This window comes from Brevibacillus fortis (assembly GCF_046196545.1).
Lineage (GTDB): Bacteria > Bacillota > Bacilli > Brevibacillales > Brevibacillaceae > Brevibacillus > Brevibacillus fortis_A.
Map to the genome: position 1 here is coordinate 5512137 of NZ_CP176370.1, position 21181 is coordinate 5533317.

The 21181-nt window shown below is 48.1% G+C and carries 20 protein-coding genes; 7 read left to right on the forward strand and 13 right to left on the reverse strand.

Going from position 1 to position 21181, the window contains the following annotated elements; genetic code table 11:
* Nucleotides 1-150: 150 nt before the first annotated feature.
* The 4 genes from ACKKE8_RS26865 to ACKKE8_RS26880 all read right to left on the reverse strand — a co-directional run bounded on the left by ACKKE8_RS26865 (nucleotide 151) and on the right by ACKKE8_RS26880 (nucleotide 4120).
* On the reverse strand, nucleotides 151-435 hold the full coding sequence (locus tag ACKKE8_RS26865) for a GerAB/ArcD/ProY family transporter (protein ID WP_409175701.1): 285 nt from the start codon (nucleotides 433-435) through the stop codon (nucleotides 151-153).
* Nucleotides 436-973: 538 nt separating this feature from the next.
* Entirely contained in the window at nucleotides 974-2098 is a 1125-nt protein-coding gene (gene ald / locus ACKKE8_RS26870; protein ID WP_047073211.1) for an alanine dehydrogenase, read from the reverse strand.
* Nucleotides 2099-2229: 131 nt separating this feature from the next.
* Complete coding sequence (locus ACKKE8_RS26875) at nucleotides 2230-3468, reverse strand: PucR family transcriptional regulator (RefSeq protein ID WP_409175702.1); 1239 nt, start codon at nucleotides 3466-3468, stop codon at nucleotides 2230-2232.
* An 82-nt stretch (nucleotides 3469-3550) separates the two neighbouring features.
* Nucleotides 3551-4120: a helix-turn-helix domain-containing protein gene (locus ACKKE8_RS26880; protein ID WP_409175703.1), complete on the reverse strand. Its 570-nt coding sequence runs from the start codon at nucleotides 4118-4120 to the stop codon at nucleotides 3551-3553.
* A 201-nt stretch (nucleotides 4121-4321) separates the two neighbouring features.
* On the opposite strand from ACKKE8_RS26880, the gene ACKKE8_RS26885 reads away from it, so the two are divergent.
* On the forward strand, nucleotides 4322-5623 hold the full coding sequence (locus tag ACKKE8_RS26885) for an MFS transporter (RefSeq protein ID WP_409175704.1): 1302 nt from the start codon (nucleotides 4322-4324) through the stop codon (nucleotides 5621-5623).
* A 17-nt stretch (nucleotides 5624-5640) separates the two neighbouring features.
* Nucleotides 5641-6627, forward strand: coding sequence for an ornithine cyclodeaminase family protein (locus ACKKE8_RS26890; RefSeq protein ID WP_409175705.1), 987 nt, complete (start codon nucleotides 5641-5643; stop codon nucleotides 6625-6627).
* A gap of 66 nt (nucleotides 6628-6693) precedes the next feature.
* On the opposite strand, the gene ACKKE8_RS26895 is transcribed toward ACKKE8_RS26890, so the two are convergent.
* Nucleotides 6694-7047 (reverse strand): response regulator, encoded by a 354-nt coding sequence (locus tag ACKKE8_RS26895; protein WP_409175706.1) that lies wholly within the window; start codon nucleotides 7045-7047, stop codon nucleotides 6694-6696.
* Nucleotides 7048-7166: 119 nt separating this feature from the next.
* Entirely contained in the window at nucleotides 7167-7358 is a 192-nt protein-coding gene (locus tag ACKKE8_RS26900; RefSeq protein WP_409175707.1) for a hypothetical protein, read from the reverse strand.
* A gap of 167 nt (nucleotides 7359-7525) precedes the next feature.
* Between ACKKE8_RS26900 and ACKKE8_RS26905 the strand changes: the two genes are divergently transcribed.
* Both ACKKE8_RS26905 and ACKKE8_RS26910 read left to right on the forward strand, forming a co-directional pair.
* Nucleotides 7526-8536, forward strand: coding sequence for a BMP family ABC transporter substrate-binding protein (locus ACKKE8_RS26905; protein WP_409175708.1), 1011 nt, complete (start codon nucleotides 7526-7528; stop codon nucleotides 8534-8536).
* Nucleotides 8537-8541: 5 nt separating this feature from the next.
* The gene (locus tag ACKKE8_RS26910) at nucleotides 8542-10356 is read left to right on the forward strand and encodes an ATP-binding protein (protein WP_409175709.1); all 1815 of its coding nucleotides are present in this window, start codon (nucleotides 8542-8544) and stop codon (nucleotides 10354-10356) included.
* Here the strand turns inward: ACKKE8_RS26910 and ACKKE8_RS26915 are convergent.
* Both ACKKE8_RS26915 and ACKKE8_RS26920 read right to left on the reverse strand, forming a co-directional pair.
* Nucleotides 10353-11153, reverse strand: a complete 801-nt coding sequence (locus ACKKE8_RS26915) for an alpha/beta hydrolase family protein (RefSeq protein ID WP_409179208.1) — start codon at nucleotides 11151-11153, stop codon at nucleotides 10353-10355. The two genes, ACKKE8_RS26910 and ACKKE8_RS26915, sit on opposite strands and share 4 nt — an antisense overlap.
* A gap of 23 nt (nucleotides 11154-11176) precedes the next feature.
* Nucleotides 11177-12046 carry a LysR family transcriptional regulator gene (locus tag ACKKE8_RS26920; RefSeq protein WP_409175710.1) on the reverse strand — a complete coding sequence of 290 codons (870 nt, stop codon included), beginning with the start codon at nucleotides 12044-12046 and terminating at the stop codon, nucleotides 11177-11179.
* A 118-nt stretch (nucleotides 12047-12164) separates the two neighbouring features.
* Here ACKKE8_RS26920 and ACKKE8_RS26925 point away from each other — a divergent pair, with 118 nt between their 5' ends.
* Nucleotides 12165-12578, forward strand: coding sequence for a rhodanese-like domain-containing protein (locus ACKKE8_RS26925; protein ID WP_409175711.1), 414 nt, complete (start codon nucleotides 12165-12167; stop codon nucleotides 12576-12578).
* Between the two features lie 28 nt (nucleotides 12579-12606).
* Here the strand turns inward: ACKKE8_RS26925 and ACKKE8_RS26930 are convergent, their stop codons facing one another.
* The 5 genes from ACKKE8_RS26930 to ACKKE8_RS26950 all read right to left on the reverse strand — a co-directional run bounded on the left by ACKKE8_RS26930 (nucleotide 12607) and on the right by ACKKE8_RS26950 (nucleotide 19433).
* Complete coding sequence (locus ACKKE8_RS26930) at nucleotides 12607-13020, reverse strand: S1 RNA-binding domain-containing protein (RefSeq protein ID WP_048034671.1); 414 nt, start codon at nucleotides 13018-13020, stop codon at nucleotides 12607-12609.
* A gap of 128 nt (nucleotides 13021-13148) precedes the next feature.
* Entirely contained in the window at nucleotides 13149-14267 is a 1119-nt protein-coding gene (locus ACKKE8_RS26935; RefSeq protein ID WP_409179209.1) for an acetate/propionate family kinase, read from the reverse strand.
* A 63-nt stretch (nucleotides 14268-14330) separates the two neighbouring features.
* The gene (locus ACKKE8_RS26940) at nucleotides 14331-14834 is read right to left on the reverse strand and encodes a VanZ family protein (protein WP_409175712.1); all 504 of its coding nucleotides are present in this window, start codon (nucleotides 14832-14834) and stop codon (nucleotides 14331-14333) included.
* A gap of 110 nt (nucleotides 14835-14944) precedes the next feature.
* Nucleotides 14945-18193, reverse strand: a complete 3249-nt coding sequence (locus ACKKE8_RS26945; RefSeq protein WP_409175713.1) for an efflux RND transporter permease subunit — start codon at nucleotides 18191-18193, stop codon at nucleotides 14945-14947.
* On the reverse strand, nucleotides 18186-19433 hold the full coding sequence (locus ACKKE8_RS26950; protein WP_409175714.1) for an efflux RND transporter periplasmic adaptor subunit: 1248 nt from the start codon (nucleotides 19431-19433) through the stop codon (nucleotides 18186-18188). Before ACKKE8_RS26950 ends, ACKKE8_RS26945 begins: the two co-directional genes overlap by 8 nt.
* Before the next feature lie 267 nt (nucleotides 19434-19700).
* Between ACKKE8_RS26950 and ACKKE8_RS26955 the strand changes: the two genes are divergently transcribed.
* Both ACKKE8_RS26955 and ACKKE8_RS26960 read left to right on the forward strand, forming a co-directional pair.
* Nucleotides 19701-20393 (forward strand): CoA transferase subunit A, encoded by a 693-nt coding sequence (locus ACKKE8_RS26955; protein ID WP_015893185.1) that lies wholly within the window; start codon nucleotides 19701-19703, stop codon nucleotides 20391-20393.
* Nucleotides 20394-20439: 46 nt separating this feature from the next.
* Complete coding sequence (locus tag ACKKE8_RS26960) at nucleotides 20440-21096, forward strand: CoA transferase subunit B (RefSeq protein WP_048034676.1); 657 nt, start codon at nucleotides 20440-20442, stop codon at nucleotides 21094-21096.
* The last annotated feature ends 85 nt before the right edge of the window (nucleotides 21097-21181 follow it).

The window sequence follows — 21181 nt, forward strand, 5'->3', positions numbered from 1 at the left end:
CAAAAAAGACCTAAAACGCGTAAGGGATTGTATAGCGATAGCCATACTTCGCCCATCTCACGTCTCAGGTCTTGCCTGCTTAGCAGTAACAATCCTGCGATATTTTGTTCGCATCCTCATTCTATTGTCTACGAATTACGATTTCAATAGTCAAAAATACCCTTTCCTACAAATCGGAACAAAGGAGAATATTCCCGGACTTGCCCCTATCGGCAGAATCAGCTTTTTATAGTTCAAGTTAAATAACTCACCGAATCCAAGTACAGCTGCCTGAAACCATAATCTTGCTTTTACAAAAATCCCCGCATATAGCAGCAAGATAACAAGAGCGTCAAAACGCTCTAGAAAATCGGCAATTTGAATGAGCTGGACAGACTGAAGAAGCGGAACTGTACTGATACTCGTGTATTGTGTTCCGAGAATGGCAATATTCATTATGATCACCTGTAATCTCAACTTGTGGCAATACAGCACCTAACGTAGGATTGGTCAATGAGGAAATAAATTCGTGTAGTTTTACCCTCCTTAAAATAGAGAGATTAGTTTCCCCGCCTTTCAGCACTTTGTCAATTGCGTTTCCAGGAATTCTTTCGATAGGGGTAAGCACCTCTAGTAATTTTCTTGCTTTTTCTTTTGTGAGAAGAATATCCATGGTTTCTCTGCTTTCATCATGTCTCAAATAAAAATCGCGGGACGTTTCTCAAAGGAGTCAAAGCTGGGATTGATCTGTACAGCTTGGATAAAAGTCTGTTTAAAAAAGACTATCAGGCTTGGCGAAAATACGAAATACGCAAGCGCAATAAACTCACACCTGATTTCCTGACCCAAATCCAGGTGCATATGTACTTAAGTGATTCCGGAAAAATGGAGATGGATTCGGTCAAATACCCTGACCCTCTTGGGCCGAATGAATAAAAAAACTGCTTGCCGAAAGCTCGGACAAGCAGTTTCTTCTTTCTATTTACCGTTGAAGCTAGTTTTTCACCAGCAAAACTTCTTCGATAGAAGCATATGGCAGGTTATGCGCATCTGCGACAGCCTTGTAAGCTACTTTGCCGTCGATGACGTTTACGCCTTTTGCCAATGCTTTGTTGTCGCGAATCGCTTGTGCGTAGCCTTTGTTCGCCAATTGTACCGCGTAAGGAACGGTTACGTTGGTCAGGGCCAATGTAGATGTACGAGCGACTGCACCAGGCATGTTGGCTACCGCGTAGTGAATCACACCGTGCTTCTCATAGGTTGGCTTGTCATGAGTAGTGATGCGGTCAACGGTTTCAATCGATCCGCCTTGGTCAATCGCAACGTCTACGATCACAGAACCAGGTGACATCTCTTTTACCATGTCTTCTGTTACCAGACGCGGAGCACGAGCACCTGGAATGAGTACAGCCCCTACCAGCAAATCTGCTTTTTTCACAGCGTTTGCGATGTTGAAGGAATTGGACATCAGCGTCTGAACACGGCCTTGGAACAGGTCATCCAGTTGGCGCAGACGGTCTGCGTTTACATCGATGATCGTCACATTTGCACCCAGTCCAAGCGCCATTTTCGCTGCGTTTGTCCCTACGATCCCGCCGCCGATTACGACTACCTCGCCTTTTGGTACGCCTGGTACGCCACCGAGCAGAACACCTTTTCCACCGTATTGCTTTTCCAAGAATTGCGCGCCGATTTGAACGGACATGCGGCCTGCTACTTCAGACATCGGCATCAACAGAGGCAGAGCGCCATTGTCGAGCTGAATCGTTTCGTAAGCGATTGCAATCACTTTTTTATCGATCAATTCACGAGTCAATTCAGGCTCTGGTGCGAGATGCAAATACGTGAACAGAATCAGACCCTCGCGGAAATATCCGTATTCAGCAGGGAGTGGTTCTTTTACTTTCATCACCATGTCAGACGCCCATGCCTCTGCTGCTGTTTCTACGATCTCAGCGCCTACTGCCTTGTAATCTTCATTTGTAAAACCGCTGCCTTGCCCTGCACTTGTTTCTACACGAACCGAATGTCCGTTTTGTACCAGAGCAGCTACACCTGCTGGGGTAATGGCTACGCGGTTCTCATTATTTTTAATTTCTTTTGGAATTCCAACGATCATGATAAGTATGTCCTCCTTGGAAACGCCGATTTCTTTGCGGTTACTGTTATTGTACAGCGTATCTTCCGGCATACTCCTTGGAGATTCCTTTAATTTTAGCGTCTTTTCATTTGTGAAAATTCACAAACAAACTACTGTTCCCCATCTAATTTGGCTATTTTCAACTCTAAATATAAAGCTGCCCGCTGGTTCATATTGTCGAGATCGACACGCATGATCTCCTCAATCCGTCTCAGGCGATAGCTCAACGTATTAATGTGGATATGCAGGCGCTCTGCTGTCTTGTTGACTTTGCCAGCGGCATCCAAAAAAGTCTCCAATGTCGTCAAGAGCGTGGTCTGGTTGTCGCGATCGTACTGTCTGAGCTTTTCCAGCCGTTCATTCTGATAGCCCTGCTCCTCTTCCCATTTCTTCAGTTGTAGTAGATATCGATAAATCCCAAGCTCGTGGTACCCATGAATCCCTTCATTTTCCTGCGGAAACAGCTTCTTGATCTTGAGGGCATGCAGCGCTTCCCTATAGCTTTTCACAATATCCGTATAAGACTTGTAATCTCTCCCGTATCCGGCAATCACCTGGCATCCTTCCGTGACATGTGCTTCGAGCTTGCCGAGAGAGTCTGCGAGGAACTGCTCCACCTTGCGAATGAGCACGTCACTCTTGTCTTTTTTCGCATCGGACAAACCGATCAATAAGATGATTTGCGAACCGTCGACAACCCAGAGCAGCTTGTCACGCATTATTAATGGATACAAGTACTGGTCCAGACGCGCTCCTGCCGCTTCAATAATACAAATTAAATAAGAGGTCGGAAGCTGCATCTGCAAGGTGTCCGCTTTTTGGCGAATGCCAGCCTCACTGCTGTGATTCCCCAGCAACAGCTCCCACAGAAATTCCTTGCGTCTCTGCTCCTCCGCCTTGCGTTTTCCCTGCCGCTGGATGAGACGCGAGACGGCTACGCGTGCTGCCTGACGAAGAATTTCATCATCCTCCTGGGTAATCGGTCGATTCACCTCTTGTGCCCAAATGTAACCGAGGACGTCGCTCCCTCTGCGAATGGCAATCGCCACACGCTTCCCCAAGCCGATTTCGTCCTTCGCCGGGATGTGTACGGGGTCGTCTTGTGTTAACAGCTCCTGGAATACGCCGTCCTTCCAAAGGCGCGTCAGCACTTTTTCTGGTACCCGTCGCCCCATGATGGTAGACCAGCGCGCTTCATCTGTGCTTTCTCCGTGTGAGCTGTAAGCAATCAGTTTATGATCGGCATCTTCAACCGTGATCGGATTTTGCAAAAGTTCTCCAATGACATCAGCTAATTCGTCGATATCAGCATGCTGATACTGTTGAAAATAGTTAGGCTCTACGGGCACACTTTCACCTTCTTTACCGCTCTTTTCTACGCGTTCCTCTATTATAGTAGAAAACATGACTTCGCTAAACGCTCTGTCTCAATTAATAAGAAGCGGTCGGAATCATGTCGCTGTCATGCGAATTGACACAAAGGAATCGGGTGACCTCGCCTGTGCGGTTCACCCAGTTGTGCGGTACGGATGAATCCATGTGAATGCTGTCGCCCGGAAACAAATCATGCTCCTCTTCCCCCAGCAAAAGAGTCAGCACACCCTCGAGGACATAGATGAACTCTTGCCCCTTATGTACAAAAGGCGTGCCTTTTTCTCCATGCGGTGAAAGCGTGACAAGAATCGGTACCAGCGACGGATTCTCTAAATCACCTGACAGGTCCTCATACACAAAAGGCGCATGCAAAAGCCCAGATCGCTCTTTGCTCGCCCTGCGTACCTGCCCATTCCCTCCACGCGACTCACCCGAAAAGAAATAGCCTGGGCTCACTCCCAAGGCTTCCGAAATTTTTTTTAATGACTCCAGCGTAATGGAAGACTTCCCACGCTCTACTTGGGACAAAAAGCTGATTGACAGCTGCGTTTTTTCTGCAATTTGTTTGAGTGTCTTCTTTTTGCCGACACGAAGCGATTTGATTAATACACCAATGGTAGGTTCCATTTGCATACCTCGTTGTAAAAAGGATAGGTCTATCATACTCTTTCTCGAAAAAAGTTGTAAAGTTAGCATAAGTATCAATTTTTACTATTGCTACAAATTATTTTGCATTTTATAATCTTTATTATTATCAGACTTGTAATCGCTTTATTTTCTAAAATTGAAGTGACACTTCAATATCTACCGACAAAGGAGGATTACCCGATGGCAGTACAAACACAAGCGGGCGTTTCTAAAAAGGTTCAAAACAAAGCGTTGTTCGCGAGCCTTATTGGTAGCTCCATTGAGTGGTTTGACTTTTTTCTGTATGGAACCATGGCATCGCTCGTATTCAACAAGCTATTTTTTCCTTCTTCTGATCCAACTGTAGGATTACTGCTCTCTTATCTCTCATTTGGTCTGCCCTTTTTCATCCGGCCATTGGGTGGCGTGATCTTCAGTCACATCGGGGACAAAATCGGTCGTAAAAAAACGCTGGTCTTGACGTTGTCACTGATGGGAGGCGCTACCGTCTTGATCGGTTTGCTGCCTGATTACAATGCCATTGGCATCTGGGCTCCGATTCTTCTCGTCCTGATGCGTTTGATTCAAGGCTTGGGGATCGGTGGTGAATGGGGAGGTGCATTGCTTCTCGCCGTAGAGTACTCCGGCAAAGGCAGACGCGGCTTTTTTGGAAGTATCCCGCAAATGGGTGTAACGATCGGTATGCTGCTCGGTACGTTGGCCATTTCTTTGATGAGTGCGCTTCCCGATGTTCAATTCATGTCCTGGGGCTGGCGAATTCCGTTTCTGTTGAGTGCAGCACTTGTCTTTTTGGGACTCTGGATTCGCAATGGCATCGATGAAACGCCAGCTTTTCAGGAAGCAAAAAAGACGGGGAACATTGCGAAAGTTCCCATCGTAGATACATTCCGCTATCACTGGAAAGCTGTTCTGATTGCCGTCGGAGCCAAAGTGGTAGAAACGGCGCCCTTCTATATTTTCTCGACGTTTATTATCGCCTACGCGACGAATTACTTGGGCTACGACCGAATAACGGTACTCAATGCCGTGACGATCGCCACACTAGTGACAACCATTGCTATTCCGTACATGGGTATGCTGTCAGATAAAGTAGGCAGAAAGCCATTGTATATCGCGGGGACTATAGCGATGATGCTGTTTGCCTTCCCTTACTTTTATATGCTGTCACTGAAATCAGCCCTTTGGCTTACCGTAGCTACAGTCATCGGACTCGGGATTCTCTGGGCACCGGTCACCGCTGTATTGGGTACGATGTTCTCGGAGATTTTCAGTACGAATGTACGCTATACTGGGGTAACGGTTGGCTACCAGCTCGGTGCTGCTTTGGCGGGTGGTACTGCTCCGCTGATTGCTACTGCCTTGTTAAGCTCTTTTAACTCCTGGGTGCCAATCGCTTTGTACATCGTAATTTCCGGGGTTATTTCTCTCATCGCGGTTTCTGCTACGAAGGAAACAAAGGATTTAGATTTGGACGAATCCTGATGGAAAGGAAGAATGAGATGCTAGTAATAAGCCGTGAAAACATTGAACAAATCTATACGATGAAAGATTGCTTGGAAGATGTAGAACACGTCTTCCGTGAGCATATGCTGGGAAACGTCACCACTCCTGTTCGTACTGCCATTGACCATCCGAAATACGGAGCGACCAGTCTATACATGCCTTCCTATTTGGAAACGGCCGATTACGTAGCGGTAAAAATCATCAGCATTTTCCCGGAGAATCACAAGCATGATATCAAAGCACTCCAAAGCGTGATCGTGTTGACCGAAGCAAAAACGGGACAGCATGTGGCGATGATGGACGCGAGCCTGTTGACGATTATGCGCACAGGTGCTAGCAGTGGTGTTGCAACCAAATACTTGGCAAAAGAAAATGCGAAAAGCTGCGCTGTATTGGGATGCGGGGCACAATCCATCGGACAGATTCAAGCCGTCATGGAAGTCCGTCCGCTGACAAACATTTATCTCTTTAACCGCACACGGGAAAAAGCAGACGAAATGAAACAAACGCTCCTCTCCCTCTATCCTGAGTGGCAAGGCGAAATCACGGTTATGGATGATGCCAATGAAGCGGTAGCAAATGCCGAAATCGTGATTTGCAGCACGAAGGCTACCAGCCCGTTGTTTGATGGAACACGTTTGCGTCCTGGTACGCACATCAATGCCATCGGTGCTTTTCTTCCTCATATGCAGGAGGTCGACTTGACTACTGTACAAAACAGCAAAGTCGTGGTCGATACATTGGAGGGTGCCGAGCACGAAGCCGGCGATCTGCTCATTCCGATGGAACGCGGCGAATGGAGCTTTGAACAAATGCACGCTGAGCTGGGAGACATTCTGATTGGGAAAAAGCCTGGCCGAGAAAACGATGAAGAAATCACGCTGTACAAATCCGTGGGTGTTGCCTATTTGGACACAGCCGTTGCCAAGACGGTCTATGAACGGGCGAAAGCAAACGGCATTGGAACAGAAATCAGCTTGTAAATCTTCTCTTATAGAAAAACAGCCGCCTTCCTATCCAGGATTTGGCGGCTGTTTGCTTTTTCCTGTCTACAAAAGTCGTGCGATTGCATCGAGAATCTGCTCTTTTTGAAAAGGCTTTACGACGAAATCACTCGCTCCTGTCCTCATCGCTTCCAGCACCTTCTGCCGGTGCCCGACTGCCGAGCAGATCAAAATTTTGGCATCACGGTCAAAATCCAAGATGTGCTGCATGGCTTCAATCCCGTGCATGTGCGGCATGGTGATATCCATGGTGACAATATCTGGCTTGAGTTCCTTGTACTTTTCAATTGCCTCCAAACCATTGCTCGCTTCTCCACAAACTTCATGTTGTTCGCCTAACATATCCGTCAGCACCCTTCTCGTGAAGGCTGCGTCATCTACTATCAGCAATCGGGCCATGCAATCTTATCCCCTCGCATCTTGCTTGCTATTCTACTTCCTACTTTTGCAGAAATCGCAAGCCTTGTCCACGAGAGAAAATGACTTCTTTTGTCGAATAGCGCGAACTCCGATCGGTTTTATGAAATAAAGCCGATTCGCTCGCTGCTCTCTTTCGAATCATTATCGCTGACGGGTTCAGCTATCCCGCTCGACGCCAGAGGGCTATCTGGTTTCGGGTGTGGAGTTGTCTCTCCAATCTCCGGTCGATCGACCTGTGTTACCTCATCAGGAATATGAATCTGGGGGATTTCCACCATATCGTTTTCCATCGCGTGTACGCCTCCCTTCTGTTCCAGCTTGGCAGGATGTTCTCCATACGATTAGCCTGTCCGTATCCCTTTTTTCCATGCACAACGTTCAGAGAACCGATATAATAGGCATGACGTGTATTTATATTTTCAAGTGGATTATGCTTTTTTCTATGGAGGAATCCCGCATGCCAAAGCTGCTGCCATTTCCCGTCTTATTTACCGGTTTGGTAGTCGGGCTGCTTCTGCTCATTACCAGTCAATTCGTTACAAGCATGAAGCATCTTGATAAAGTCATAAATAAAAGCAGCCATTCTTCTGACAAAGTGCGTGTCGCCCTGTTGCTTGAGGGCCCCACTTATGATCAGGGCTGGAATAGCAGTGCACTGGAGAGTATGACAGAACTGCAAAAAAGATTTAACTTTTCACTCGAAGTCGCCAATAATATAAAACCGGAGCAGATCACGAAGGTGGCTGAGAAATACGCAGCCAACGACTATGATCTCATACTCGGTCATGGCCTCATCTTCTCTGATCCTTTTACAGACGTGGCGCTTCGGTATCCGAAATCACACTTTGTTTCCTTTAACGGAGAGGCTCCGCATCAGAATCAGACGACAATTCGTTACGATATGAAGCCAGCCGGAAAGCTAGTTGGTACCCTAGCCGCCAAAATGACGAAATCGGATAAAGTTGGATACATCTTGGTAGACAAGCCCACAGAGTTACTGCAAGTAGAAGGCTTTATCGAGGGTGTGAAAAAGGTATCGCCCAACACGTCTATCGTCGTGGGAAAAGTTCCTGATTTCAATGATATTGAGGGAGCCATTCGCAGGACTCGCGACATGATATCTCAAGGTGTGGATGTCATCTACACCACAGGCGACAGCTTCAATCTCGAAGTGATTACAGAAGCGCAGCGCGCAGGAGTATACACCATCGGATACATTGCCGATCAGCGCTACATCGCTCCAGACTACGTGCTGGTCTCCATGATGCAGGATGTTCGTCAATGCTACCGCATCATCATGGAACAGTTTATTCAAGGGGATCTCCCGAATGGAAAAGTCATGTACGGACTTGCCGAAGGAGTCAACCATCTCAGTCAATTCGGACACATGGTGCCAGTAGATGTACGTGAAGATTTAGAACGGGAACTGCAAAATCTCATTCCTTCCCGTGGCTCGTATGGAGGTTAATCAGCATGCCCCTTTTCAGCAATCTCGGATTTCAGAAAAAAATCATGCTCAGCTATCTCGTAATGATGCTTCTCATCGGTTGCGTAACGACCCTGTTCAGTTATCAAATGACCAAGGTCACCTCTGATGAAGTGTATTTGACGCAAAACCTCTTACCGCAAACGAGTGCCTTACTGGAAGTCAAAAACCAGATATACACCAAGACATATGCGTTGAACATGTATACATCGACACGCGACGAGTCTTACCTGGATCAGTACTATACAAATCTGATCGATACCGCTCGCTTTTCCTCGCTTCCCAAAACCGAGGCGAACAGTGGCTTGTTTACCATCATTGAATCGATATCAAAACTGGACTTTATTTTTTTGAACAAAATCAATCCATTGCTGCAAGCAGGGAATGTTCCAGCCGTCAGCTATGTCCTTACCAATGAAGTACAGCCATTGCTCGACCGATTGGAACGCGATCTGTCTTTTTCACTCAATCAGCTGGAGTATCAAACGAATAAAGAGTTTCAGAATTCGAATGAGAGCATCAAAGTCTCGTTGATCCTGACCTATTCGGTTTCCGTAGCCTCTATCTTGTTTGGGCTATTCTGTACGTTTTACTTCCGCAATGAGCTGTTGCGCCCGATCCAGTCTCTGATGCAACAAGCGCGTGAAGTATCGAAAGGAACATTCGGTCAGCAAATCGTCTATACCCATCAAGATGAATTCCTTGAGTTGGCGCAGGAATTCAACAAAATGTCGAGCAGCATCGCCAATCTATTCGCACAAGATGAAAGGCAACGGCAAATTTTGACCGAAGAAAAAAACATCCGGGAGCAAATCTTAAACTCTCTGCCTGTCGGGATTATTACCCATGCGACAGTCGGTCTTCATGTAAACCAGTTGGCTCAGCATTTGGTCAAGCTCGACGATCACGGCTACCCCGTGTCCAGGGATTCCTTTGAAGCATCCACATACAATGAGCTGACTCCCTGGTTCGTCAATCGCAAAATGACCTTGTACAAAAAAGACGACACACCATTCATTGCCCTTGTCTCCTACATCCCTTTGCACAATCATCACCACGATCAGGAAACCGGGTGGATGGTCGCCTTCTTGGACATTACAGAGCAGGAGCAAATTCAAGAGTACTTGAATCAATCCGAGAAGCTGGCCATGGTCGGTCAGCTGGCAGCGGGAGCCGCTCATGAAATTCGCAATCCGCTAACGGTCATCTACGGCTTTATTCAGCTATTGGAACAGCGTTTATCGAATCAAGAGCGAGATTTGTACTACTTGCCCTTAATCTTGCAGGAAATTGAACGGGTCAACCGCATCGTGACGGAGTTGTTGATGCTCTCCAAACCGTCCAAGCCCGATTATCGCGAGGTAGCGCTAACCGGTGTCATTCATTCGATTCTTCCCTTGATGAAAGCCGAGGCCATGCTGCATGGGATTGAAATCGTAGACCGCTGTGATCCGAGCATTCGCATTCACGTCGATGTCGAGCAATTAAAGCAAATCCTGTTAAATTTAATGAAAAACAGCATTGAAGCCATGAAAGACGGCGGCGTTCTCTCCATGGAAAGCCGTCTGGATGATCAAGCTGTCCATATTCATGTCAGAGACACGGGAGAAGGTATTTCCCAAGAGTATCTGGTGCGTATATTCGATCCGTTCTTCTCATTAAAAGAGGATGGGACAGGACTGGGGCTGCCGATTTCCCGACGAATGGTCGAAAACCACGGTGGTGAGCTGCACGTAAACAGTAAGCTGGGGAAAGGAACGGAAATCATCATCACGCTTCCGCTTACACCAAAAGAAGATTAGGCTTGCGCATCCAGCCAAGCGAACATCTTGCGCGTATACATCTCCATATCTTCCCCGACAAACAGATGGCTGGCCCCTTGCGCCAGCCATTTTTCATACGGTTTGCCTGCCCGCGTCAGCGCATCTGCCAATTTATGAGCATGCTCCACTCCTACATTCTCATCTTCCGTTCCATGTATAATCAGCACAGGGCAAGCAATCTCGTCGATCCGATACAAAGGCGTCCGATCGCGGTAGGCATCCTCCTGCTTGCGCGGGTGACCGATGATTCTGCGCAGCATTCTTCTCAGATCAACCCGCTCCTCATAGGTCAAAAACATGTCGCTGACGCCACTCCATACGACGCAAGACTGTACGCCTTTGCACTCCATTGCAGCAAACAAGGCCATGACGCCACCGCGTGAAAAACCGTAGACACTGATTCTCCCCTTGTCCACCTTCTCCAGGTTGCGGAGCAATTCAAATGCGGCAAACACATCATGCCTGTCTGCCCCACCGAATTCATCCCGGCCCTCTCCGCCTTCGTTGCCACGGTAATGAGGAGCGAGGACCACATAGCCAAAGGCGGCCATTTGACTGATTCGCTCGGGTCTGACGCGTCCCACTCCTTTTATCCCGCCTCGGCAATACAGGAGAGCCGGCAGACGTGCTCCCTCCTGAAAATAGGCGTCTGGTACAGCCAATGCAGCTTTTACCAGCAAGTCTTGACTGTAGTAGCTGACGGTATAGAGCCGCACTCCCGGATAGACTGTCTCCTCCGGTGTACATGCAACAAATGGTGAAGTATCTAGCTGCATCCTGCTCACGATTCCTCTCTCTGTCATCTCGTAATCGTATCCACAAGCGTCACCATCGAAGGTGATAGCCATTTCTTTTTATGATAAACAAGCTGAATGGAAAACGGCGGCTTATCTGACTGAAACGGGATGGCTGTGAGCAACCCTTCTGCGAGCTCTCTCTTGACCGCCATGTGCGGCAGCAATGCCACACCCAAGCCACAGCGTACACACTGCTTGATCGCTTCCGGATTGCTGAATTGGCAGGCGATTCGCTGAGTCATACCAGCCTCTCCAAAGGCCTGCAGCAGCATGCCACGATACGTACAGCCTTCCTCGGTCAATACAAGTGGCTCGCCGCCCAAATCATGGACAGTGAGTGCTGTTGCTGTCGTAAATCGATGGGCGGGTGGCATGACGATCACCAATTCTTCCTCGCGAATAACATGGGTGACTAACTCAGGGTCTGTACAAGGGCGATCGAAAATGATCCCGATATCGAAATAGCCATCCTTGATCTGTTGTACAATTTCTGCTTCCCCAGCCGTCCGCAATACTAAATCAACCTGAGGGTATTGCTGACAAAAAGCCTGCAAATACGGCGGCAGAAAAAACGCCGCCAATGTATCAATCGTTCCAATAGCAATCGGACCTGTTGTCTGTTGCTTAATCACTTCTTTAGATTCCCCATACAGATGAATCAATTCCCGAGCGTACGGCAGCAAGGCTTCACCTGCTTGCGTCAGTCGCAGCTTGCGTCCGTATCTTTCAAATAGCGGTGCTCCATACGACTGCTCCAGCTTTTGCATTTGTGCCGTTACCGTCGGTTGAGCATAGCCCAGTTCTTCTGCTGCCCGCGTAAAGCTCCCATACCGGGCTACTTCGCGAAAAGTATGTAAATAGACCAGCTCCATCCCGCTTCCTCCCATAGAAATCAGTAATGATCCTCATTAAATAGTATAGATAACTGTAATGATTGCTTCAATGCTATGCTGTGTACATCACCATTACAAGTTACGAGGAGGATTGAATATGTCCCTTGTTTTGCAAACACCCGCCGCGTCACCTGAAGTAGCCCGCGCTCATTTTCTCGACAAGCTTTCTCTTGAGACAGATGTCGCTGATGTATGGAATGACATCCAAAACCATGTGGAAGGCTTCTACATCCTGGATGCTCGCAGCGAGAAAGCGTATCGGGATGGTCACGTTCCCGGGGCTCTGAATCTCCCCCATTCGCTTATTTCCGCTGAAACGACGGCTGCTCTGGACCCGACCAAGCTCATGGTCGTCTACTGCTGGGGCCCCAACTGCAACGGTGCTGCAAAGGCGTGCGCGAAACTGGCCGCTCTCGACTTTCGAGTAAAAGAAATGCTCGGCGGGATTGAATACTGGGAAAAAGAGGGGAATCCTCTCGAACAGGAAACGCAAAAAAGGACGGGAGCTTGATCCCGTCCTTCTTACGTTATGGCAAGGCTTAGTAGCCGCGTTTTGCGTTCTTTTTGTTGATTGTCGCAAGGTTCTCTTCGCTGTGCTTCATCCATTTTTTCATCTTGTCTTCGAAAGAAGCTCCGCTATCTCGTTTTGCATTCCCTCCGCGGTCGCCTCCACGATATCCACCACCACGGCGTTCTTCACGTTCCGGACGCTCAGGCGCTGGGAGTGCTGCGCGAACCGAAAGCGAGATTTTACCTGCATCATCAATGGAGAGTACTTTTACCTTTACTTGTGCCCCCACGGTAAAGTGATCATTGATATCCTTAACAAAACCGTTTGCTACTTGGGAAATGTGGACCAGCCCCTGCTCCGTTTCGCTGACTGCTACAAACATCCCAAACGGTTTAATCGCTGTCACTTTTCCTTCGATGATGCTTCCCACTTGTACTGCCATCCAGTTTGCACTCCTTTTATTTTTTCAGAAAAATGGTGAGAACCTCAAACCAGAAGCCTCATTCTCTTAGTATAGCAGAGAAATTCCAATACTGAAAAGCCTATTCTTTCTAGGGCACATACTCCAAGCTAGTTATGCCCCAGTTCAAATGCATCCATTGCCATGACAAGTTCTTCATTTGTCGGGATTACCATGACTTTTACCGGAGAGTATTTCGTGCTGATGAATGCCTCACCTTTGCTTGTGCGGTTTACCTCACGATCCAGGTTTACCCCGGCAAATTCCAGACCAGAGCACACCAAATCACGCACGGCAGCACTATTCTCTCCAACACCTGCTGTAAAGATAATGCCGTCGACTCCATTCAGTCGAGCAAGGTACAGTCCCACATGCTTATGCAGAATAGTAGTAAACAATTCCAGCGCCAACTTGCTGCGGAGATGTCCCTCTTCTGCTTTTTTCATAACGTCGCGCAAATCGTTGGATACACCCGATACGCCCATGAGACCGCTATTGTTATTCAGAATCTTAATAGCGCCAGCCGTGTCGGTTTTTTCAATTTCCTCAATATACGGGATGATACCTGGGTCAATGTTTCCGCTGCGCGTACCCATGGACAAACCAGCCAACGGTGTCATACCCATCGACGTATCATACGATTCACCATTTCGGATCGCCGTGATACTTACCCCGCTTCCGATGTGGCAGCTGATCAGACGAAGCTGCTCTTTCGGGCGACCCATCATTTCTGCTGCACGGCCCATTACATAGCGGTGAGATGTTCCATGGAAACCGTATTTGCGAATACCGTATTGCTCGTAGTATTCATAAGGCAGTGCGTACAAATAAGAGGATGGTGGCATTGTTTGGTGGAACGCTGTATCAAAAACAGCTACGTGAATCAAATCAGGAAACAGACTTTGAGCAACTTCAATCCCGGTCAGGTTAATGGGGTTATGAAGCGGGGCGAAACGGGACAGGTTACGAATTTCTTCTTTTACTTGGTCATTGATAATAACGGACTGCTTAAATGCTTCCCCGCCGTGTACAACACGATGGGAAACGATATCTATCGAATATTGTTTGAGGGATTCAAACACTCCCCGAATAGCATCTTCATATTGGTCACGCTGGATTTGCTCCAAATAATCATGCGCAATCAATGTCTTGGAAGGCATTTCATACAGCTTGTACTTCACTGAAGAACTTCCGCAGTTCAGTACAAGGACATTCTTTTTTTCTACCACGATAAAATCCACTCTCCAATCATTCAATCACAGCCTTCTCTCCTCATAGGATGGATAGGCTTCCTACATTTTATAACGATATGCTCTTCGTGAATACAGGTAATTGAGAGCAATTATCAACAACATCGTGACAGATCCAGATGCATCGAGCAAAACATCTTGCACCATTCCGGTTCGATCCGGTGTAAACGTCTGGTGCCATTCATCCAAAACAGCCGTCATCACGCTGCAAAAAGCGCTCCAGGGCAGTGCTTGCCCAAACGAGAGATGATGGGAAAACACGCGATACCAGCTATAGGCCAAGAGAGCAAAAACAGCAAAGTGTGTCCCTTTCCGTATCAAGAACTCTATAAAACCAGCCGCTCCCTTTTCTTCCAAGCTCACATCCTTGCCTCCATAAGGAATGGATATGTCGCCTATACGGTCCTGTAAGCTCTGTTCATCCACTAGCTTGTCTATCGTCCCTCGCATGTCTTGCTTGCCGTATGGCTGTGAAGAAGAAATGAACAACCCGAGTAGAATGCCAATCAAAAGCAAGTAATCCCATACTTTTCGATATCGACGCACGTGTTTGTTACCCCCTGCTTTCGATTCTCTTTCTTATCTTACCATGACGCATACCCTGTTAGTCGGTTACAGCTACGTGAACGATTGAAAAAGAAAAACGCCAACCTATTTTAGCGGTTGGCGTCATGTGTAGAAGAAGAAAGAGGCAGGAAGTCCTCTTGTACAGGCACATACTCCCTGAAATCGTGGTTCGAGGCTTTGACTTGCCCTGTTTTTTGTGAGCGAGCCTGTTCCCGTTTTCTTTCTTTGAAATCGCGGCGACGTACTTGGTTGTTTTCCCACCAAATCCGCAAATGACGAGCAAGGATCGGCAAGGACATCTCAGAATGAGCAGCCTGTCTTTGCACAGCTGCATGTTGCATACCTGGAAGGAGTGCCATTGTGGCAAAAGTCCCCATTAGAATGCCAAACAACAATACGCTGGCAAAGGACGCAAACGAATCATTCCCAGTACCCAATCCCCCAGCTAGCGGAAGGCTGGCTAACGCGATCGCCAAATATATCCCCGCTTGATTGACCATAGTGCGTTTGGCCCCCAGCTTGATACCGTCCCAGACTCGCTCCTGTTCGGCTTGTGCCTTGTACAGCTCATCCATCGCAAGAAGTGCCTGCAAAACGATAACGGCAGTGGCAGCAACCATACCATAGAAGCTCATAACGTTCATAGGTCGATCCAACCACAGCAATCCCAGCGCAAAGCCTCCAGACAAGACGGGCAAGAGAACGAGGGCAAATAATCCATCGCGCGTTCTGCGTTGCAAAAGCAAGCTCATGATAAGTACGAGGGCAACCAGACTGCCAATCGTCAAAAACCGGCTGCTCCAATCAACCTTATTGAGCTTTTTCTCCTCCAATTTCTTCAGCTCATCGTCGTTATATACCGTGTAGCCTTCGGGTATCGTCACCTTTTCTTGCATGGAATATGGAATAATGTAAGACCACAGCTCAATTCGACTTGGGTCTGAGACAGCACTGCTTACCTTGAAGACATACAGTCCGTCTTCTCTTTGATAAATAGGTGGTTCGCTGCCGATCGACCAATCTACCAGCTCAGATAATCGCACCGTACCTTGTGATGTCCGAATCCATATATTTTTCACTTGATCCTGATAGTCCATCCATCCGTCAGGGAACCGGACGTGGATAGGTACCTGACGCTCATTCCAATAGACACTGCCAGCAGTTTTTTCTCCCAAATAGCTCTCCAGTTGTTTCTTGATCTCCTCTTGCGTAATCCGATAGCGTGCCAGCATCTCTTGTTTCGGACGAATGTCGATAAAGGTCCCCTCTGCACCTGGACCGATTCTTTCATCTGTTACAAGTTCTCGCCCCTCTTTATCCTTCGCACTCTGTTTTTCCATGAATGCCAACACTTCATTGGCAATGTTCTGCGTCGTTTGCAAGGATGGCCCCATGATCGTCAATACGAGACGAGTTGCCTTATCTTTGTTAATGACCAGCGCAAACGGATCTGTCTGAGGAATATCTCGCAGCTCTTTGTCCAGTACTTTTTCCAGCTCCGAGACTGATTGCGTCCAATCGTATTTGTCCACGAGCTTTAGTTGAAAACTCAGATTTTCTTCGGAGGCAATCGTGTAAACATCTCGGACTTCGTCAATGGCGAGTAAACGCTCCTCGGCTATTTGTGCAGCCCGCATGGCCTCATCAATGCTGCTTCCCTGCACCATTGGCAAAGAAAGCGACTTGTCCCCATAATCAAGCTTGGCATACGGATCTACAAGAATAAACGACTTAAGCAAAAAGACAAAGACAAGCGAGGCAACCAGTGTGATTCCATAAGGCAAATACCCTTGTTCCACCAGTCGTTCCCAGCGACCTTGAAAATAACTTGTCACTCTATTGGATGCCCGTGGTGTTTCCTCCTCTACTCGTTCGGAAGCTTCCAGCCACGTTCCTGTCAGTACCGGCGTGATAAATCCATAGATAAGAATAAGAGCAACCGTCCCCAGCAAAAGAACGGGCCAAGCATCGTACAAGACAACCTTGTCTTCTGCCTTGAGGAAATCAGTGAAAACGACACCTGTCCAACAGGCTGCCACTACGACAACCGTGAGTAATAACGGCTTCATCAACCCCCACGCCACTTGCAAACAACGAACAAACGAGTACGAGGGCAGGCGAGAAAACTGATGAAACAACGCAGAGCCTGCTCCTGTGAACAATAGCGAAAACAACACGAGTGGTCCAAGCGTGGAGAGCGTCAATGGGATTCCCCAAAGCCACATGCCCCCGAGAACACTGCCGACCGCAAGTACGTTTGCAAAAAGCGCAAGTACAGCCTCTGCCCATTGTTTTCGGGTCAGGTACAAAAAGAGCGAACCGATGGCAGCAGTTAGAAAGGCCAGTGCCCCAAGCTGTCCCAATGCAGCTGTGATTGTCTGCGCGTCGTCACGAAACAAATCGAGGCGGTACTTGCCGCCTGAAGCCTGATTCAACTCGGCAACCGCTTCCTTTACTTGCTTGCTGATTACAGGCAATTGCCCGACATCTGCTGCGTACACCGTGATTCCTAATGCAGGCGAGCCTCGATACATCCCGATTTGTTCGCCTTTGCTCCCACGTCTATCACGAATGTCAGCCAACGTATTTAGTGGCACGTATCCTTTTTCGGTGGGGATCAAGTGCTTACCCAGATCTTGCAGCCCTTCCGATTTACTCGTCCATTGAATAGTCGTTCGATCCTTATCAGCTCCAACAGAGCCTACCTCTTCCCCAACCACATCTGTCGGCAGTTGTGATAGAACATCAGCAGGTGTGAGCCCGTAGGCGAGTAGCATGGACGGTCGGAAAATGATATCTATCTGCTCTTTCAAGGCTTGCTCGTCCATTTCGATGCGAGCGATTCCTGGCAGATTGATCAATTTGTCGTAGACGGTATTTTGGGCAACGTCAGACAAAGACTGCAAGTCCGTACCGTACAGGACATAAAAGCCAATTTTGCTATCTGCCAGATTGCTTTGACTGACGCTCCATTCCTGCACGGGCAGCTGCTTCGTGATGTCTCCCAGCTTCTTTTCCAACCGTTCCTTGTAATCCGAACCGATTTGTTCCGAAGTTTTTACAGTAATAACCGCCGACCCCGTTTGAGATTCGGAAGCAATCGTAAGCACACTGCCCAGTGAACGTACCGATTCCTCTACTTTTCTCGCGACCGATTCGTCTACTTCCGCAGAGGAGAGTTTGGGTGCTGAGAGACTGATTGTATATTCAGGCACAGACCGATCCGGAAAAGTCTTGATATCCAGACCGAACCAAGCTCCTACCGCAAGTAGACAGCAAATGACCGCCAGAATACGGGCAAAGGAGGGGACAATTGCTAAAAATGTCTTGTTATTCATCCGCCACCTTCACCGCCTCACCATCCACTACATACGACAAGCCTGCAGCAACAATCTGGTCACCAGGCACGAGACCCTCCACTACCTCATAGAAGGTTCCTTGCAATGCCCCCACTTTGACAAACGTCTTTTCCACTGAATGTTCGTTGATTTTCATGACGTAATATTCTTCATCAGAGACACCGATGCTGCTAACAGGAACGAGCGCAACATTTGACGCTGGCAGCGGATACTGACAAGTGACAGTCATGCCACCTTTCCACGCTACATTCTTGCCGTCTACGGTCACCTCGACTGGATAAGACCCTAAGCTGGTATCCATAACAGGTGAGACAAACGTCACTTTTCCTTCTACTTCACTGCCGTCCGGAGCTTTCACCTTTACCACTTTACCTGCCTGCCAATGGGCGATTTGCTCCCTTTCTACCTGCAGCTTGACAAGCCAAGAGCTCGTATCGACCATCCGAATGACCTCTGTCCCAGGTCCAGCTTGCTCCGACGCTGTCTTGGAGATCGCAGCTACCACACCTGTAAACGGCGCTTTGATCACCGCATCGGCCGCTTCCTGCTTCGCGCGGCTCAATTGAACATTAGCCTGCTGGACGCTTGCATTCGCTTCTTCGATATCCAGCGGATCGGCGCCCTTCAGCAGGTTGTTGTACGCCACTTGTTCTTCTTCCAGACTCAGCTCGGTCTGTCGCAGTGCCGAGGCCAGCTTGTCTTTTTCATCTTTCGAGATGGCTCCATTCGCATAAAGAATCTCCGCTTTGGTGAGCTCGTCGCGAGCTTTTTGCATCTGTTCTCTCGCTTTTTCTACCTGCAGCTTCTTGGTCTGCACCTCGTGACTCTCCGGTCCCTTGGCGGCCTTTTCCCGCTTGATCGCAGCACTTGCTACCTGTCCTTGGGCTGCGTGAATTCCTTGCTGCAGGGCCGTTCCATCTAATGTCGCCAACGTCTGCCCCGCCTTGACAGTGGCTCCTTTTTCAACGAGAATATCTGAAATTTTGCCGGAGGCGCCAAACGATAAAGCCAGCTCCTGACGTGGTGCCACTACACCTGCGACTTCCATCAGTCGCTCATCCTTGCCATTCTCCACCGTATACGCACTTACCGTTTTCACCTTGATGACCGTTTCTTCTTTCGTTCGTTTCAGACTTGAAACATCCTCATTTAGCTTTTCGCACCCTACGAGCAGCAGGAGCACAACCGTGAGACTTATCCATTTATTCGTATTTTTCATTCCTGCAACCCCACATTTCCCCCTGAATCTTCCTATACTTACAAAGAATCGACGAATATTGACAAAATATATTTTACAGAAAAAAATAGTATAGTTGTACTACTTTTCTGTCATTTTACATTATTTTTTATAATCCAAATGTCTCGTCACTTGTTTGTAACTCGTATCTAGTATGATAGAAGGGCAGGAAAACGGGGCGCAACTGCATCGCCCCTATTGTTAGCGCTTACACAAATCCTTTATTTTTTCATGGTGGGAGTGATCGTCATGGCCAAAATTTACACTTCTTACACGGACATCGTGGCTGATATTCACGATGGTGCGACTTTATTAGTGGGCGGCTTCGGACTGGTAGGAATTCCGGAGAATCTGATTATCGCCCTAAGGGACAAAGCAGTGAAAAACTTGACAGTCGTCTCAAATAACTGTGGGGTAGATGATTGGGGACTCGGTCTCCTTTTACGCGAAAAGCAAATCAAAAAAATGGTCTCCTCTTATGTGGGAGAAAATAAGGAATTCGAACGTCAATTTTTGTCTGGTGAGCTCGAAGTCGAGTTGACACCACAAGGGACGCTGGCGGAGAGAATTCGTGCAGGCGGAGCTGGTATTCCAGCATTCTATACCCCAGCAGGAGTCGGCACCCCTATCGCTGAAGGACGTGAAACGCGCGATTTCGCTGGGAAAGAGTACCTGCTTGAGTATGGCATCACGGGTGATTTCGCACTGATTAAAGCGTGGAAAGCTGACAAGATGGGGAATCTCGTCTTCCGCAAAACAGCCCAAAACTTCAATCCGATGATGGCAGCAGCCGGAAAAATCACCATCGTCGAAGTAGAAGAAATCGTAGAGACAGGTGAACTGGATCCTGAGCATATTCACACACCAAGTGTCTATGTGCAACGTGTGATACAGGCACCTTCGTTCGAAAAACGCATCGAACGACGCACTGTCCGATCGTAGAGAGCAAAAGAGAGAACCGGATTACATTCAAGGGAGGAAAACACAGATGTCGCTTACACGTGAGCAAATCGCCACTCGTGCCGCCGGGGAAATAGAAGATGGCTTTTACGTAAACTTGGGGATTGGAATGCCCACGCTCGTCGCCAACTACATCCCGGAAGGAAAAACGGTCGTTCTGCAATCGGAAAACGGCTTGCTCGGAATTGGCCCTTACCCGACAGAGGAAAATCTCGATCCTGATCTAATTAACGCCGGAAAAGAAACCGTTACGGCTATTCCAGGTGCGGCCTACTTCTCCAGTGCTGAATCGTTTGCGATGATTCGCGGCGGCCATATCGACCTCGCTATTTTGGGGGCGATGGAGGTTTCTGCTGCGGGCGATCTCGCAAACTGGATGATTCCTGGAAAAATGGTCAAGGGCATGGGCGGTGCCATGGATCTCGTCCACGGCGCGAAAAAAATCGTCGTCATCATGGATCATGTCAACAAGCATGGTGAGACAAAAATCTTGAATGAATGTGCCCTGCCACTTACCGGCAAGAAGGTTGTCAACCGTATCATTACGGACAGAGCTGTCATGGACGTAACCCCAGACGGACTTGTCCTCGTCGAAGTAGCAGAAGGCTATACAGCGGAAGATATCCAAGCCTGCACGCAACCTACGCTACTTATCTCTCCAGAACTGAAAACCATTGGGCTGTAACCTATTTTTCAGGTACAGATACCCGTTAGTGACTAGCCGACTTCATCGCAGCTGCGTGAAGTCGCTTTTTCTTTCCTTTTTTTGC

What these genes read in the sequence shown, in the direction of transcription:
- ACKKE8_RS26865 (WP_409175701.1), bottom strand. Translation starts at nt 435, where the DNA reads ATGAATATTGCCATTCTCGGAACACAATACACGAGTATCAGTACAGTT.
- ald (WP_047073211.1), bottom strand. Translation starts at nt 2,098, where the DNA reads ATGATCGTTGGAATTCCAAAAGAAATTAAAAATAATGAGAACCGCGTA.
- ACKKE8_RS26880 (WP_409175703.1), bottom strand. Translation starts at nt 4,120, where the DNA reads ATGGAACCTACCATTGGTGTATTAATCAAATCGCTTCGTGTCGGCAAA.
- ACKKE8_RS26885 (WP_409175704.1), top strand. Translation starts at nt 4,322, where the DNA reads ATGGCAGTACAAACACAAGCGGGCGTTTCTAAAAAGGTTCAAAACAAA.
- ACKKE8_RS26890 (WP_409175705.1), top strand. Translation starts at nt 5,641, where the DNA reads ATGCTAGTAATAAGCCGTGAAAACATTGAACAAATCTATACGATGAAA.
- ACKKE8_RS26895 (WP_409175706.1), bottom strand. Translation starts at nt 7,047, where the DNA reads ATGGCCCGATTGCTGATAGTAGATGACGCAGCCTTCACGAGAAGGGTG.
- ACKKE8_RS26900 (WP_409175707.1), bottom strand. Translation starts at nt 7,358, where the DNA reads ATGGAAAACGATATGGTGGAAATCCCCCAGATTCATATTCCTGATGAG.
- ACKKE8_RS26905 (WP_409175708.1), top strand. Translation starts at nt 7,526, where the DNA reads ATGCCAAAGCTGCTGCCATTTCCCGTCTTATTTACCGGTTTGGTAGTC.
- ACKKE8_RS26910 (WP_409175709.1), top strand. Translation starts at nt 8,542, where the DNA reads ATGCCCCTTTTCAGCAATCTCGGATTTCAGAAAAAAATCATGCTCAGC.
- ACKKE8_RS26915 (WP_409179208.1), bottom strand. Translation starts at nt 11,153, where the DNA reads ATGCAGCTAGATACTTCACCATTTGTTGCATGTACACCGGAGGAGACA.
- ACKKE8_RS26920 (WP_409175710.1), bottom strand. Translation starts at nt 12,046, where the DNA reads ATGGAGCTGGTCTATTTACATACTTTTCGCGAAGTAGCCCGGTATGGG.
- ACKKE8_RS26925 (WP_409175711.1), top strand. Translation starts at nt 12,165, where the DNA reads ATGTCCCTTGTTTTGCAAACACCCGCCGCGTCACCTGAAGTAGCCCGC.
- ACKKE8_RS26930 (WP_048034671.1), bottom strand. Translation starts at nt 13,020, where the DNA reads ATGGCAGTACAAGTGGGAAGCATCATCGAAGGAAAAGTGACAGCGATT.
- ACKKE8_RS26945 (WP_409175713.1), bottom strand. Translation starts at nt 18,193, where the DNA reads ATGAATAACAAGACATTTTTAGCAATTGTCCCCTCCTTTGCCCGTATT.
- ACKKE8_RS26950 (WP_409175714.1), bottom strand. Translation starts at nt 19,433, where the DNA reads ATGAAAAATACGAATAAATGGATAAGTCTCACGGTTGTGCTCCTGCTG.
- ACKKE8_RS26955 (WP_015893185.1), top strand. Translation starts at nt 19,701, where the DNA reads ATGGCCAAAATTTACACTTCTTACACGGACATCGTGGCTGATATTCAC.
- ACKKE8_RS26960 (WP_048034676.1), top strand. Translation starts at nt 20,440, where the DNA reads ATGTCGCTTACACGTGAGCAAATCGCCACTCGTGCCGCCGGGGAAATA.